We start from the raw sequence: 15,649 nt of genomic DNA, 5'->3' as shown, positions 1-15,649 counted from the left end.
CGGCCGCCTGCGGGACCGCCGTCGTGAGGACGGTCGGGGGCTCTCGCGGAGGCCACGATATTGAACTGGCGGCTGCTGCAACAGGTCGGGATGCGGCTCGGGGCGAACCTCCTGACGCTCGCGCTGATCTCCGCCGTCACCTTCCTGCTGATGAACGTCAAGGCGCCCGAGGATATCGCCCGCAGCGTGCTCGGCCGCGAGGTTTCGGCGCCGCAGATCGCCGAGTTCGTCGCGCGCCATGAGCTCGACCGTCCGGTGCTCGCGCGCTACGCCGGCTGGATGGCCGATTTCGTGCGCGGCGATTTCGGCAAGTCGATCGTCACCGGCCGGCCGGTGTCGGCCGACGTCGTCACCCGGCTCGGCCGCAGCCTGCTGCTCGCGGCACTGGGCTCGCTGGTCGGCGTCACCGCCGGCATCGCCATCGGCGTCTTCCTCGCCCGGCGTATCGGCTCCAAGACCGACTTCCGCCTCGTCACCGGTTTGCTCGTGCTGGCGTCGATGCCAGAATTCCTGATCGGCATCGCGCTCTACCTCGTCTTCGTCGTCTGGCTCGGCTGGTTCCCGACCCAGGCCGGCATGGCCTTCTCCTTCGGCGACGTCTGGGCGCGCGCCGTCACCTTCGTGCTGCCGGCCGCCACCATCGCGCTGCTGCTGATGCCACACATCGCCCGCGTCGCCCGCGCCGCGACCATGGAGGCCTTTGCGTCCGACTATGTCGACGCCGCCCGGCTGCGCGGTCTCAGCGAGCGCCAGGTCAACTGGGACCACGCCTTCCGCAACGCCGCCCTGCCCCTCGTCAGCGTCATCGGCATCAACCTCGTTTACGCCGTCTCCGGCGTGGTGGTGGTCGACTACCTGTTCGGCTTTCCCGGCCTCGGCGCCCTGCTCGTCGCCTCGATCGGCTCGGGCGACCTCTTCACCACCCAGGCCATCGTCATGCTGTTCGCCCTCGTGATCGTCGCGATCAACGTCGTCGTCGATCTCGTCATGCTCTGGCTCAACCCGCGCCTGCGCCTTGCCGGCCGCTGAGGCGGCGGCGTCGTCAGAAAGTTCGTCCGGTCACGCCGCGGTTCGGCGCCAGCCTTGAGGAGGAAGATCGATGTCGATCGCCGTCCTGCAGCAGCCGGGGGAAGCCCCCGGGGAGGCGCCGGGCCCCGGCCGCCCCGCGCTCTGGCGCGGGCTGATGGCGGCGCCCGACGGCCGCGTCGGCGTCGGCCTCACCGTCGCCATGCTGCTGCTGATCGTCTTCGGTCCGCTCGCCGCGCCCTATTCGCCGACCGCGATCAACCTCGCCCCCGCCAACCAGCCGCCGAGCTTCGAGCACCTGCTCGGCGCCGACCACCTCGGCCGCGACGTCTTCAGCCGCTTCCTCTGGGGCGGGCGCAGCATCCTCGCCATCCCGCTGATGGCGGTGATCCTCACCTATGCCACCGCCGGCCTGCTCAGCCTCGTCGCCACCTACCGCGGCGGCGCGGTCGACCTCGTCGTCTGCCGCTTCTTCGAACTGATGATGAGCCTGCCGGCGCTCCTGAAGATCCTGCTGCTCGTCGCCGCCTTCGGACCGACCACCGGCGTGCTGATCGTCGCCATCGCCATCACCAACATGCCGGGCGCCAGCCGCGTGGTGCGCGGCGCCGTGCTCGGCGAGATCCGCGCCGACTACGTGCAGGCCGCCCAGGCGCGCGGCGAGGCGACGCTGTCGGTGGTGGTGCGCGAGATCCTGCCCAACGTGCTCGGCCCGGTCGCCGCCGACTTCGCCCTGCGCATCACCTGGGGGATCATCGCGCTGTCGACGCTGAGCTTCCTCGGCCTCGGCGTGCAGCCGCCGGAAGCCGACTGGGGGCTGATGATCCAGGAGTCGCGCTCGTCGCTGCAGAAGGCGCCGCTGATCACCATCCTGCCGGCGATGGCGATCGCCGCCCTCTCGATCGGCCTCAACCTCGCGTCGGACGCCCTCGTCCGCCACGTCACCAGCCAGGGCAACGGGAGGCGCTGAATCATGCTGCGCGACCATGACGAGCTTGCGATCGGCGGCGAGCCCGCGGGCGGGCGCCTCGAGCTGCGCGACATCACCGTCCGCCATCCCGGACCGGGGCGCGACGGGCCGACCGTCTGGAACGTGACGCTGACGCTGGAGCCCGGCCGCATCCTCGGGCTTGCCGGCGAATCCGGCTGCGGCAAGTCGACGACCGCCAAGGCGGCGATCGGCTTCCGGCGCGGCGGCGAGGAGGTGAGCGGCGCCTCGGTGCTCTCCGGTCTCGACCTGCTCGGCCTTGCCCCCGATGCGCGCCGCCGTCTCTGGGGCAACCGGATCTCCTACGTGTCGCAGAGCGCCTCGCTGGCGCTCAACCCGTCGATGCGCGTCGGGCGCCAGCTCGCCCAGCCGCTGCGCCGCCACCGCGGCCTGAAGGGCGCCGCCCTCGCGCAGCGCCAGGTCGAGCTGTTCGAGATGGTGGGCATCCCGAACCCGCAGGCGGCGCTGAAGCGCTATCCGTTCCAGTTCAGCGGCGGCCAGCAGCAGCGCATCGCGCTCGCCATCGCGCTCTGCTGCGATCCGGAGATCCTGATCCTCGACGAGCCGACCACCGGCCTCGACGTGACGACCCAGGCGCGCATCTCGGCGCTGCTGCGCGACATCGCCGACCGCATGCGGATCGCGGTGCTCTACGTCAGCCACGACCTCGCCCTGCTCGCCAACCTCACCGACCGCCTTGCGGTGATGTACGCCGGCGAGATCGTCGAGGAAGGGCCGACGCGGGCGGTGATCGCGGCGCCGCGCCACCCCTATACCAAGATCCTGCTCGGCCTCAGCCCGCGCATCGACGACCCGCGCCTCGTGCCCGGCATCCCCGGCATTCCGCCGCCGACCGCCGTGCTCGACCACTGCGCCTTCGCGCCGCGCTGCCCATATGCCGCGGACGCCTGTCACACGGTGCATCCGGCCCCGGCCGCCGCAGCGCACGGCGGCGTCGTGCGCTGCCTGCGGGCGGACGAGCTCAGCACGGTCTCGCCGGAACCGGTGGCGTTCGCCCACGCCCGCGACGCCGGCACCGAAACCCTGCTGATCGTCGACCAGGTGCGGCTGCACTATCGCAACGCGCCGCGCCCGTCGGTCGACGACGTCTCGTTCAAGCTCGCCGCCGGCGAGTGGCTCGGTATCGTCGGCGAGAGCGGCAGCGGCAAGTCGTCGATCCTCAAGATGATCTCCGGCCTGGTGCTGCCGACCGAAGGCTACATGCGCTTCGGCAACATCCGGCTCGACAGCCTCGCGCTGGCACGGCCGCGCGAGCTCTGCCGCACGATCCAGCTCGTCTTCCAGAACCCGGACGCCTCGCTCAATCCGCGCCACAGCATCCGGCAGATCCTGATGCGGCCGCTGGTGCTGTTTCGCGGCGAGCTCGGCGCGCGCGAGCGCGAGGCGATGATCCTCGCGATCCTCGACCGGGTCCGCCTGCCGGCCAGCGTCGCCGACCGCATGCCGCACCACCTCTCCGGCGGCCAGCGCCAGCGCGTGGCGATCGCCCGCGCCTTCCTCGCAAGGCCGCAACTGCTGCTCTGCGACGAGGTCACCTCGGCGCTCGACGTCTCGGTGCAGGCGACCGTGCTGCAGATGATCGCAGACCTCTCGGCAGAAACCGGGGCGGCGGTGATCCTCGTCAGCCACGACCTCGCCCTCGTGCGCACCATGGCCGACCGCATCATCGTGATGAAGGACGGCATGGTGGTCGAGCAGGCCGCGAGCGACGCGCTCTTCGCCGATCCCCAGTCCGCCTACACCCGCGAGCTGATCGCCGCGATCCCGCGCCTCGGTGCCGCATGACGCCCGCAGCGCCGGTCCGGCGCCCCCGAAGGAGGAAGAAGATGCTGCCGCCGCGCCGCACCGCCGACCACCCGCCCGACGCCGGACAGCGCCGGACAGCGCCAGCCCGGGCCGCAAAGAGGTGTCGGATGAGCTGACGCCGCGGCGGCCGCTCCTGGCCGCGCCGCCTCCACAGTCCAACTCATGTTCAGGGAAGGCCGATCCCGCCTCGCGGGTGCGCCGCGCGCACCTGCAGGGATCGTTTTGGTCGACGACGATGCGACGAGTTCATTTTTCCCGCGGCCCAGGCCGGGCCGATGCCGAGGATCTCGGCGCTCTCGCCGGCGACGGCGGCCACATCCGGCCGAGCACCGGCATCGGCCGCCACGTCATCGAGACGCTGCACCTCGCCGGGCCGATCGGCATGGGGCACCTCTCCTATCTCGCCACCAGCACGGCGACGCTGATCCTGTTCGGCGCGCTCAGCCCCGACGCCCTCGCCGCCGGCGGTCTCGCGCTGCGCGTCGCCGTCAGCACCAACATCCTCTCCGGCATCCTGCTCTGCGTCGGCGTCTTCATCTCGGAGGCGCAGGGCGCGCGCCACCAGAGCGGCGTCGCCGGGCTCTACTGGAACGGGCTCTACCTGTCGCTCGCGCTCTCCCTCGTCTCCTTCACCTGGATGAGCATGGCGCATCACCTGCTCGCGGCCGTCGGCCAGCCGCCGGAGATCGTCGCGCAGACGCAGGCCTGCCTCGACGTGATGCGCTGGGCCGAGCCCGCCAACCTGATCCGGCTCGGCCTGATGCGCGCCGTGCTGCCGGCGCTCGGCAAGGCCGCGATCCTCTATGCGCTGACGCCGCTCACCCTCGGTCTCTATGTCGTCACCGCGATGATGCTGGTGGACGGCGTCGGCATCATTCCGGCGCAGGGCTGGCTCGGCGTGCCGATGGCGATGGCGGCGACCAACTGGATCGGCGCCCTCGCCATGCTCGCCGCCGTGCACGGCACCGCCACCCGCAAGCTGATCCCCTTCGCGCGGCTGCACCTCGACCGGATCGGGCCGATCCTGCGCATCGGCTATCCGATCGGCGTCATGCAAGCGATCGACGGCATGTTCTTCCTCGCCATCACCCTGCTGATCGGCACTTTCGGCGCCCCGGCGCTCGCCGCGCACCAGATCGCGCTCAACTGCGGCACCATCGCCTACGCGACCGCCGCCTCCTGCGGCGACGCCGGCGCGCTCCGGATCAGCTATCGCCGCGGCGCCCGCGCCTATGCCGACGCCCGCACCGCCGGCCTCGTCGCCGTGGCGCTCGGCGTCGCCTTCATGACGGTGGCGGCCGCGGCGGTGTTCTTCTTCCCCGACGTCTTCATCGGCTTCTTCGTCGACGTCGACGCCCCCGCCAACGCCGCAACCGTGCTCGTCGCGCGCGACTTCGTCGTTTTCGCCAGCCTGTTCGTCTTCGTCGACGGCTTCTACGGTACCGGCATGGCGGTGCTGCGCGGCCTTGGCGACAACCGCTTCGCCATGCTGGTGGTGGCGGTCGCCTACTGGTGCGTCGGCCTGCCCGTCGGCCTCGGCCTCGCCTACCTCACCGACATGGGGCCGTCCGGCATCTGGTGCGGCCTCGTCGCCGGGCTCGGCGCCGTCGGCGTGACGCTGGTCTGGCGCTACGACCGGCTGAGCCGCAGGATGCGCGACGCTGCCGCCCCCGCCCCCTTCGCCGGGCTCAGCCCCGGCCTCACGGACATCGCCCCGTGATGCGGCGCGACGAGGAAGAAAGACCGGGTTTCATGGAACGCAGCGGTGATGCGGGCGACGACTGGGCTGCCAACGACGGGCATCACGAGCGGCACCATGACGACCGCCGCGACGCGACCGACTTCGCGGACATGAACGTCGCCTCCGACGCGTCGGCCGTGGTCGCTGCGACCGCGCCGGTGCCGATGACGAACGTGGCGGCGCCCGCACCCGGCCATCGCGGACTGCGCGGCCGGCTGCACGGCCGACTTCCGGGCCGCGGCCGGGGCAGCCTGCGCCTCGCGGGCCTCGGCCGCCACGGCCTCGCGCGCTGGAACGCCGCGTCGGGCAACCTGCGCGGCTCGGTGCTCAGCCTCGTCGCCATCGTGCTGTTCTCGGTGATGCTGACGACGATCAAGGAGATCGGCACCGGCCTGCCGCTGACCGAGACCCTGCTGATCCGCCAGGTCATGGTCACCATCCTGCTGCTGCCGCTGTTCACCCCCGACATCCTTGGCGCGCTGCGGACGAAACACCTCGGGCTGCAGCTGTCGCGCGGCCTGCTCTCGCTCGGCTCGCAGCTCTCCTATTTCATGGCGCTGCTCTACCTGCCGTTCGCCGAGATGACGGCGCTCTGCTTCAGCCAGGTGCTGTTCATGACCGTGCTCGCAGTCATCGTGCTGAAGGAGAAGGTCGGCTGGCGGCGCTGGGGCGCGACGCTGGTCGGCTTCGTCGGCGTGCTGATCATGCTGAAGCCGTCGGGCGGCGGCTTCAACGGCTACGCCCTGCTCGCCGTGCTGAGCGCCCTGCTCGTCTGCGGCGTCACCATCACCATCCGCATGATGGCGCGCACCGAGAACACCGCGACGATCATGCTCTACCAGTCGATCGTGCTCTGCACCGCCTATATCGGGCCGGCGCTCTATTGGTGGGTCTGGCCGACGCCGCGGCAATGGGTGTTGCTGGTGATAACCGGCGTCGTCGGCACGGCGGCGCAGTACATCTTCACCCTCGCCTGCCGGATCGGCGAGGCGTCGGCACTGGCGCCGATGGAATACACCCGCCTGATCTTCGCGATCGCGATCGGCTATTTCCTGTTCGCCGAGGTGCCGGACCTCGCCACCATGGTCGGCGCCGGCATCGTCATCGCCGCGACGATCTACACCATGCGCCGCAACGCCGAGACGAGCCCCGGCGGCACGGCGCAGGGCTGAGCCGCGACGACGCCCGGGCCGCCGTGCCGTCCGGAGCGCGGGGTGCGCTCCGGACCCTTCTTCAGCAGGGCTGCGCCACCCGGTTCTTCTCGATCACCGCCGGCTCGCTGCGCGGCTTGGCCGCATAGGCCGGTGCCCGCTCGCTCCGCCGCACCGGCGGCGGCAGCTTCGCCGGCGCCGCCTCGGCCGCTTCCATGTGGAGATCGACGAGACAGTCGACGAAGCGGCGCGCCAGCTTGAAGTCCGCGGTGCTCGGCCCGGTGATCGCGGAGATCGGGTTGACGAGACGGGTGATGTCCGGCCGGAGCGGCCGGAGCTGGCCCGTCGCGAAATAGGCCTGTGCCACGTGGTCGGGCACATAGCCGATGTTGCGGCCCGACAGGATCAGCACGAGATGCGCCTGCGCCCCGTGGCCGATGTCACCCCGGCCCGCTTCGTTGCGCACCCGGTCGGGATGATAGAATTCGTGATTGCCGCGATGCGCATAGGCGGCGCTCGCGATCTGCTCCGGCGTGATCTCCGCATCCGGAACGCCGAACAGCGGATGCTCGGGCGCACAGCAGATCCAGGCCTGCTCGTCGAACAGATACTCCGCCGACAGCTGCTGGAAGTGGTCGTTGACGATGCCGACGCCGACGTGCACCAGCCCGTCGGCGAGACGGCCGGTGAGCTGGAAGCCGAGCATCACCTCCACACGGAAGCGGACGTTCGGATAGTACTCCTCGAAGCGGCCGATGGCTTCGGCGACCCGCGAGCGCGGGTTGTCGACGATGTTGTCCTGGATGCCGATCACGAGCTCGCGCTCGGCCTTTTCCGTGAGGTTCGACGCCCGCTGCCGGAACGCCTCGACCGAGGCGAACAGGTCTTTCGCGGCCTCGTAGACGAGCTCGCCTTCGCGAAACAGCTTGAACCCCTTCGGCCCGCGCTGGCACAGGCGGGTTCCGAGGCGGATTTCGAGCGACTTCAGATATTCGCTGAGCATGGACTGCGACAGGTTGAGAGTCGCCTGCGCAGCAGTGAAACTACCTTCCTCTACGATTGTGCAGAAGCATCGAAGCAACTTGAGATCGACATCGTAGATCTGGCTGAGATTCTGCATTGTTTCCGGTCCTCATTGGCTGAGGGCGTCCTCCCGGGCCATGGTTTAGCAACCTCCGTGCCATGCCCCCCGCGAGGTGCGGATAAACCCTTAAGAATACATACGGAGTTGAAACGGGGCTCCGAGAGCATCCGAAGCGCCCGCAACGCTGCTGCATGCGAAAGCGGCATGCCTCTAAATCCACCGCTTCCAGCGATTCTGCCCAAGATCGCGTCGAGCCCCCGACTGAATGACGCTTCTTGCTTTGCCGATGGTTCCGGCCCCGCGCTTCCGACTAGCCTTTTCAGGGCAGCTCAGAGGAGCACGGGCGATGCAACGGCATTTCGGACACGATCAGGACCATGCGACCCTTGGCGGGGGGATCGACCGGCGCTCGTTCCTCGGTGGCTCGGTGCTGCTCGCAGCGCTCGCAGCCGGGGTGAGGCCCTCCGCGGCCGCCACCGGCGGCGTGCTGCGCTTCGGCATCGGCGACAGCTTTCCCGGGGAAAAGCTCGATCCGGTCACCGTGCAGAACGGCGCCAGCATCGACCTCGTCCAGATCGTCTACGAGACGCTGGTGCGGCGCGGGCCGGACTGGAGCTTCCACCCCTGGCTCGCCGAGCGCTGGGAACTCAGCGCCGACGCCCGCGAGTGGACCTTCTTCCTGCGCAAGGACGTCGTCTTCCACGACGGCACGCCGATGACGGCGAAGGACGTCGTCTACACGATCAAGCGCCACCTCGACGAAGCCAACGGCTCCGGCCTCTACAAGCGGCTCAGCGCCAGCTTCGGCCCGGACGGGCTCGAGATCGTCGACGACCACACCTTCAAAATCGTGATGACGCGGCCCGACACGCTGCTCGTCGAATCCTTCTCGCGCTTCATCATCGGCATCACCAAGGACGGCACCGTCGGCGACGTCGACCCGGCGACCGCCGTCGGCACCGGGCCGTTCAAGGTCTCGGCCTTCGCCCCCGGCGAGGCCTTCGAGGTCGAGCGCTTCGACGGCTACTGGCAGCCGGGCGTGCCCACGCTGGACAAGATCCAGTGCGTCCATATCCCCGACCAGAACGCCAAGGTGCAGTCGGTGATCTCCGGCACCGTCGACATCATCGACGGCGTCGACGCGGTGGTGATCAAGGACCTGCTCACCAACCCCGAGGTCCGCGTCGCCTTCCTGCCGAGCGCCCAGTACTGGGGCATCTTCCTCAGCCAGGAGGCCGAGCCGTTCAGGGACGTGCGCGTCCGCCGGGCGATCAAGCTGGCGCTCGACCGCAAGCTGATCCTCGACACCGTCTACCAGGGCCAGGGCACCATCACCCCCGACGTGCCGGTCCCGCCCGGTGACCCGCTGTTTCCCGACGACCTCGACGGCGCCCAGGACATCGACCAGGCGAAGGCCCTGCTCGCCGAAGCCGGCTTCCCGGACGGCATCGACTTCGAGCTGTTCACCTCGCCGATCCTACCCGGCATGGTCGACCTCGCCGTCGCCTTCGCCGAGACGGTGAAGCCGGCCGGCATCCGGGTCAGCGTCAACCAGTGGCCGGTCTCGACCTACTGGGACCAGATCTGGCTGAAGCGCCCGGGCTACGTCGACTACATGAACCGCCGCAACGGCCATGACGCCATGGACCTGACCTTTGCGGCCGGCAGCCCCTACAACGGCTCGCATTTCGACGGTGACGGCACCCTGCGCACCACGATCGAGGCGGCGCTCGGCGAGCCCGACCGCGCAGCCCAGGTCACCGCCTACAAGGCGGCGCTGAAGCGGGTCGCGCTGGAATCGGGCTGCGTCATCCCCTGCTACGTCAACCAGGCGATGGTTCTCCACAAGGCCGTCACCGGCAATCCCTTCGAATGGGAAATGCCGAAATCCCTCGCCCTGCTCAGCAAGGACGCCTGACCGGCGCCCCGCCGCAATCCCGCCGGACCGCCGCCCCGCGACCACCGGCGGGCGGCCGCCGCCGAAAGGCCGCGCGGCCGCGCCGGCCGACAGATCCCGCAAAAGGACGCACCCATGACAAAGCCCTTCCATCTCGCCTGGTTCATGAACTTCTCCGTCGACGAGTGGAACACGCCGTTCTCCGCCGGCGGCACCCCGTGGAACGGCGATTTCTACGTCGACATGGCGCAGTCGATGGAGCGGGCCTGCTTCGACTACATCATGATCGAAGACACGCTGATGATCTCGGAGGCCTACGGCCACAGCATGGAGGCGTACCTGAAGTACGCGCTGATGGGGCCGAAGGGTGACCCGGCGCCGCTCGCCGCCCTAATCGCCTCGAAGACCAAGAACCTCGGCGTCGTCGCCACCATGTCGACGATGGCCTACCCGCCGTTCATGCTGGCCCGGCTCTGCTCGACCATCGACAGCCTCGCCGGCGGCCGCTTCGGCTGGAACATCGTCACCTCGGGCGAGAACCTCGCAGCGCAGAACTTCGGCATGGACGAGCTGCCGCCGCGCCAGGCGCGCTACGACATGGCCGACGAATATGTCGAGCTCTGCAAGCAGCTCTGGGGCAGCTGGGAGCCGGGCGCCGTGGTGCTCGACCGCGAGACCGACACCTACGCCGACTACACCAAGGTCCACCCGATCAATTTCGAGGGCAAGTTCTACAAGTGCCGCGGGCCGCTCAACTGCGCGCCCTCGCCGCAGGTCCGCCCGACCTTCGTCCAGGCCGGCGGCTCGGCCCGCGGCCGCCAGTTCGCCGCCGAGACCGCCGACAGCATCATCGCCGCCGCCTCGGGCATCGCCGCGATGAAGGAATACCGCGACGACATCCGCGCCCGCGCCGCCGCCTCCGGCCGCGACCCGGACGAGGTCAAGGTGTTCTTCATCGTGACGCCGGTGCTCGGCGAGACGATGGAGGCCGCCCAGGCGAAGTTCGACAATTACGTCAGCTCGCCGAACTACATGGTGAAGACGCTGGCCTCGATCAGCTCGGTCACCGACATCGACTTCTCGCAGTTCGGCCTCGACGACGAGCTGCCGCACCTCACCACCAACGGCGAGCAGGGCTCGCTCGACGCCTTCGCGCAGTGGGGCAAGGGCAAGACCCTGCGCCAGCTCGTCATGGACCGCGCCACCCGCGGCCTCACCGGCGTCGTCGGCACCCCGGAATCGGTCGCCGACCGCCTCGCCGAGGTGATGGCGGAGGTCGGCGGCGACGGCTTCCTGATCTCCTCGCCGTTCCAGAAGGTGAGCCGGCAATACATCCTCGAGATCTGCGAGGGCCTCGTCCCGGCGCTGCAGCGCCGCGGCCTCACCCGCACGCAGTACACGCAGCCGACGCTGCGCCAGACCCTCCGCGAATTCTGATCAGCCGCCGGCCCCCGTGCCGGCCCGCACACCCATCGAAAGGTCTCCCATGCCGAAGCGCTTTCACCTCGGTTGGTTCATGAACTTCGCCCTCGACGAGTGGAACAAGCCCTTTGCCGCCGGCGGCAGCCCCTGGGACGGCGGCTTCTACATCGACATGGCGAAGTCGATGGAACGCGCCTGCTTCGACTACATCATGCTCGAAGACACGCTGATGATCTCGGAGGCCTACGGCCACAGCACCGAGGCCTATCTGAAATACGCCATCATGGGCCCGAAGGGTGACCCGGCGCCGATGGCGGCGCTGATCGCGGCGAACACCAAGCACCTCGGCGTCGTCGCCACCATGTCGACGATGGCCTACCCGCCCTTCATGCTGGCCCGGCTCTGCGCGACGCTCGACAACATCGCCGGCGGCCGCTTCGGCTGGAACATCGTGACGTCCGGCGAGAACCTCGCCGCGCAGAACTTCGGCATGGACGAGCTGCCGCCGCGGCAGAACCGCTACGACATGGCCGACGAGTACGTCGACCTCGTCAAGCAGCTCTGGGGTAGCTGGGAACCGGGCGCCGTGGTGCTCGACCGCGAGACAGACACCTACGCCGACTACACCAAGGTCCACCCGATCAACTTCGAGGGCAAATTCTACAAGTGCCGCGGCCCGCTCAACTGCGTGCCGCCGGTGCAGCCCGGCCGTCCCGCCTTCGTGCAGGCCGGCGGTTCGCCGCGCGGCCGCCAGTTCGCCGCCGAGACCGCCGACAGCATCATCGCGCCGTCGTCGGGCGTCGCCGGCATCAAGGCCTACCGCGACGACATCCGCGCCCGCGCCGCCGCCGCCGGCCGCGATCCGGACGAGATCAAGGTGCTGTTCGTCGTCGCTCCGGTGCTCGGCGAGACCGAGGCCGAGGCGCAGGCGAAATTCGCGGCGATCTCCGCCGAGCCGAGCTACATCCCCAAGGTGCTCGCCTCGATCTCCTCGATCACCGACATCGACTTCGGCCAGTTCGACCTCGACGCGGAACTGCCGCACCTCACCACCAACGGCGAACAGGGCTCGCTTGACGCCTTCGCGCAGTGGGGCAGCGGCAAGACGCTGCGCCAGATCTGCATGGAGCAGGTGTCGCGCGGCATCGACGGGCTGGTCGGCACCCCCGACCAGGTCGCCGACCGCATGGCCGAGGTGATGGAGGCGGTCGGTGGCGACGGCTTCCTGATCACCCGGCCGTTCACCACCACGATCAGCCGCAAGTACATCCTCGAGATCTGCGAGGGCCTGGTGCCGGCGCTGCAGCGGCGCGGCCTCACCCGCACCGAATACACGAAGACCACCCTGCGCGAGACGCTGCGCGAGTTCTGAGCGGCCGCTTCCCTTTTCCGCGGACCGCCGCCCGGCGGTCCGCCAGCCGAAGGTGCCACCCATGACCCTTTCGTCCGCTACGCTGTCGCCGGTTCCGGTCGCCGAGCCGCTGCCCCCCGTCGACAAGCTCGTCTATCGCAGCGCCATGTCGCGCCTCGCCGCGGCGGTGAACATCATCACCAGCGCCGGCGACGACGGCTGGTGCGGTTTCACCGCCTCCGCCGTCTCCAGCGTCACCGACGCGCCGCCGACCCTGCTCGTCTGCATCAACCGCGGCACCCAGGCCCACCCGACCATCACGTCGAGCCGCATCCTCTGCGTCAACACCGTCGCCGGCCCGCACGAGGATCTCTCGATGCTGTTTGCGGGTGCCGGCGGCAACAAGGACATGGCGGCGCGCTTTGCCAGCGCCGAGTGGACGACCCTCGCCACCGGCGCGCCGGTGCTGATCGGCGCCGCCGTCGCCTTCGACTGCCGCGTCGTCGACATCGCCTCGGTCGGCAGCCACGACGTCCTCTACTGCGAGGTCGTCGCCGTGCGCGAGGAGGCCGCCGACAGCCTCGTCTACTTCAGCCGCAAGTTCCACCGCCTCGCCTGAGGGCGTGGCCCGGGAGAAAGCCAATGAACACCATGACGCGTTCGCTCGAAGGGGCACCGCTCGCCAGACGCCTGCTGGAAACCGCCGGCTGGCGCGCGGCGCCCGTCGCCATTTCCAGCCCCGAGGAGATCATCGCCGAGGCGAAGGCCGGCCGCATGGTCGTGCTCGTCGACGACGAGGACCGCGAGAACGAGGGCGACCTGGTGATCCCGGCGGTCCACGCGGACCCGGCGGCGATCAACTTCATGGCCCGCAACGCCTGCGGCCTCGTCTGCCTCGCGATCACCGAGGAGCAGGCGCGCCGCCTCGCCCTCGCGCCGATGACGGCTGCCGTCACCGCCCGCTTCACCACCGCCTTCACCGTCTCGGTCGAGGCGGCCGAGGGCGTCACCACCGGCATTTCCGCGCACGACCGCGCCCGCACCGTCGCCGCGGTGATCGCGGAAGACGCGGTGCCGGCCGACGTCGTCATGCCCGGCCACATCTTCCCGATCGTCGCGCGCGACGGCGGCGTCCTGGTCCGCCCGGGCCACACGGAGGCCGCCGTCGACCTCTCCCGCCTCGCCGGCCTGCCGCCGTCCGGCGTGATCTGCGAGATCATGAACGAGGACGGCAGCATGGCTCGCCTGCCCGACCTGCTGCTGTTCGCCGGCCGCCACGGCCTGAAAGTCGGCACCATCGCCGACCTCGTCGCCTGGCGCCGCGCCGCCGAAGCCTGACGCCCGCCGCGATCCGCGGGGCGCCGACCCGGAAAGGAGCCGCCATGCGCGTTTCGGTCCTCGACCAGTCCACCGTCGCGGCCGGCCGCAGCGCGGGCGAGACGATCCGCGACACCGTCGCGTTCGCGCAAGCCTGCGAGCGGCTCGGCTATGCCCGGTTCTGGGTCTCCGAGCACCACGGCAGCCCCGGCATCGCCGGCTCCGCGCCCGAGGTGCTGCTCGGCGCGCTCGCCATGGCGACCCGCCGCATCCGCATCGGCAGCGCCGGCGTCATGCTGCCGCACTACGGGCCGCTGAAGGTCGCCGAGCAGTTCCGCGTGCTGGATGCCCTCGCCCCCGGCCGCATCGACCTCGGCCTCGGCCGTGGCCCCGGCGCCGACCGGCAGGCGGCCTATGCGCTGAAGCCCGGCGCCCTCGACAATCCCTTCGCCATGATGGGCCTCGACCGCTTTCCCGAGGACGTCGGCCACGTCGTCGCCTGGACGCGCGGCGCCGCGCTGCCCGACGGCCACCCCTTCGCCGGCATCATCGCCCAGCCGGTAGCCGACACCACCGCGCCCGAGCCGTGGATCGTCGGCAGCAGCGGCGCCACCGCCCGCGTCGCCGGCGCGCAGGGCCTCGCCTATTGCTACGCCCACTTCTTCGACGACGGAGCCGGCGCGGCCGAGGCGATCGCCGCCTACCGCGCGGCGTTCCGCCCGAGCGCGGCCCGCGCCCGCCCGCACGTCGGCCTCTGCGTCTGGGCCGTCGCGGCGCCGACGGAAGCTGCCGCCGACGCGCTCGCCGAGGCCTATGCGCTCTGGCGCCTCGACCGTGACCGCGGCCACATGCCGGCGTTCCCCGGCCCGGCCGAGGTGGCGGCGGCGCGCCCGTCGCCGGCCGGGGAAGACCGCCTCGCCGCCTTGCGCACCCGCATCGTGCGCGGCACCGGCGCCGGCGTCGCGGCGCGGCTGCGCGAGATCGCCGCGGCGCTCGACGCCGACGAACTCGTCGTCGTCACCACCACGCATTCCCCCGCCGACCGGCTGCGCTCTTGCGAGCTCCTCGCCCGCGCCATGGGCCTCGGCGCCGCGCCCGAGCGGGCGGCGGCCTGGCGCGCGCCCGACCATCGACCGATCACCCCCACGCCGTCGCAAGACATGGAGCCGCAAGAATGAGCGAGACCCCCGCCGTAGCCGCACCGGCCGGCATCGACCCCGGCACCTTCTGGCGCACGCTCGGCGCCCGCGCGACGGGCATGACCGTGGTCACCGCGATGGGCCCGGACGGCCCGACCGGCTTCCTCGGCCTCTCGGCCGCCCACGTCACCGCCGATCCCGCGACGCTGCTGGTCTCGATCGACGCCAAGACCAGCGCGCTCGCGAGCGTGCTGGCGAGCCGGCATTTCGCGGTCAACTACCTGCCCGCCGAGGCCGCCCACGTTGCCGACGCTTTCGGCGGCAAGGCCGGGCTCTCCGGTGCCGACCGTTTCGTGCCTGCGGAATGGACGACGCTCGCCACCGGCGCGCCGGTGCTGAAGGCCGCCCTCGGCGTGTTCGACTGCACCGTCGACGACGTCGTGCAGCGCGGCAGCATCTCGATCGTCATCGGCACGGTCGCCGGCGCCGCCTCGCGCGCCGACGGCGACCCGCTGGTGTTCTTCCGCGGCAAGACCCACGCCGGCCTCGCCCCGCTCGGCTGACGCGGCCGGCGCCGCGCCTGCGACGATTTAGCTCCGTCCTGATCGGACTTGGGCGGCGACCACACGGTCACCGCCCGCGTCTCGTCGTCGCTACGAGAATATCGACAAGCTTCCGGATGCAGCAGCTTTCGCCGGCGATGCCG

At 70.5% G+C, this 15,649-nt stretch carries 13 protein-coding genes; 12 read left to right on the top strand and 1 reads right to left on the bottom strand.

Annotation, left to right across the window (positions count from 1 at the left end; genetic code table 11):
• Positions 1-60 precede the first annotated feature (60 nt).
• From I5731_RS09160 to I5731_RS09140, 5 genes are all read left to right on the top strand, one after another.
• Entirely contained in the window at positions 61-1,029 is a 969-nt protein-coding gene (locus I5731_RS09160; RefSeq protein ID WP_197311040.1) for an ABC transporter permease, read from the top strand.
• A gap of 70 nt (positions 1,030-1,099) precedes the next feature.
• Complete coding sequence (locus I5731_RS09155; RefSeq protein WP_197311039.1) at positions 1,100-1,996, top strand: ABC transporter permease; 897 nt, start codon at positions 1,100-1,102, stop codon at positions 1,994-1,996.
• 3 nt (positions 1,997-1,999) lie between these two features.
• On the top strand, positions 2,000-3,820 hold the full coding sequence (locus tag I5731_RS09150; RefSeq protein ID WP_197311038.1) for an ABC transporter ATP-binding protein: 1,821 nt from the start codon (positions 2,000-2,002) through the stop codon (positions 3,818-3,820).
• A gap of 256 nt (positions 3,821-4,076) precedes the next feature.
• Entirely contained in the window at positions 4,077-5,561 is a 1,485-nt protein-coding gene (locus I5731_RS09145) for an MATE family efflux transporter (RefSeq protein ID WP_197311037.1), read from the top strand.
• Between the two features lie 32 nt (positions 5,562-5,593).
• Entirely contained in the window at positions 5,594-6,754 is a 1,161-nt protein-coding gene (locus I5731_RS09140; RefSeq protein WP_197311036.1) for a DMT family transporter, read from the top strand.
• 61 nt (positions 6,755-6,815) lie between these two features.
• On the opposite strand, the gene I5731_RS09135 is transcribed toward I5731_RS09140, so the two are convergent.
• Entirely contained in the window at positions 6,816-7,853 is a 1,038-nt protein-coding gene (locus I5731_RS09135; RefSeq protein WP_197311035.1) for a LysR family transcriptional regulator, read from the bottom strand.
• A 310-nt stretch (positions 7,854-8,163) separates the two neighbouring features.
• On the opposite strand from I5731_RS09135, the gene I5731_RS09130 reads away from it, so the two are divergent.
• The 7 genes from I5731_RS09130 (at position 8,164) to I5731_RS09100 (ending at position 15,506) form a co-directional block, all read left to right on the top strand.
• A complete protein-coding gene (locus tag I5731_RS09130; RefSeq protein WP_197311034.1) occupies positions 8,164-9,735 on the top strand; it encodes an ABC transporter substrate-binding protein in 1,572 nt (523 codons plus the stop codon).
• A gap of 114 nt (positions 9,736-9,849) precedes the next feature.
• The gene (locus I5731_RS09125) at positions 9,850-11,151 is read left to right on the top strand and encodes an NtaA/DmoA family FMN-dependent monooxygenase (RefSeq protein WP_197311033.1); all 1,302 of its coding nucleotides are present in this window, start codon (positions 9,850-9,852) and stop codon (positions 11,149-11,151) included.
• A gap of 49 nt (positions 11,152-11,200) precedes the next feature.
• Positions 11,201-12,508, top strand: a complete 1,308-nt coding sequence (locus I5731_RS09120) for an NtaA/DmoA family FMN-dependent monooxygenase (RefSeq protein ID WP_197311032.1) — start codon at positions 11,201-11,203, stop codon at positions 12,506-12,508.
• Between the two features lie 61 nt (positions 12,509-12,569).
• Positions 12,570-13,106 (top strand): flavin reductase, encoded by a 537-nt coding sequence (locus I5731_RS09115; protein ID WP_197311031.1) that lies wholly within the window; start codon positions 12,570-12,572, stop codon positions 13,104-13,106.
• A 23-nt stretch (positions 13,107-13,129) separates the two neighbouring features.
• On the top strand, positions 13,130-13,825 hold the full coding sequence (gene ribB / locus I5731_RS09110) for a 3,4-dihydroxy-2-butanone-4-phosphate synthase (RefSeq protein ID WP_328838475.1): 696 nt from the start codon (positions 13,130-13,132) through the stop codon (positions 13,823-13,825).
• Between the two features lie 44 nt (positions 13,826-13,869).
• Positions 13,870-14,982: an MsnO8 family LLM class oxidoreductase gene (locus tag I5731_RS09105; RefSeq protein WP_197311030.1), complete on the top strand. Its 1,113-nt coding sequence runs from the start codon at positions 13,870-13,872 to the stop codon at positions 14,980-14,982.
• A complete protein-coding gene (locus I5731_RS09100; RefSeq protein ID WP_197311029.1) occupies positions 14,979-15,506 on the top strand; it encodes a flavin reductase family protein in 528 nt (175 codons plus the stop codon). The genes I5731_RS09105 and I5731_RS09100 overlap by 4 nt, the downstream gene beginning before the upstream one ends.
• Positions 15,507-15,649: the final 143 nt, after the last annotated feature.

The organism is Methylobrevis albus (assembly GCF_015904235.1).
GTDB classification, from domain to species: domain Bacteria; phylum Pseudomonadota; class Alphaproteobacteria; order Rhizobiales; family Pleomorphomonadaceae; genus Methylobrevis_A; species Methylobrevis_A albus.
The sequence above is the reverse complement of the archived record's forward strand: the minus strand, read 5'-3'. Positions and strand labels throughout refer to the sequence as shown.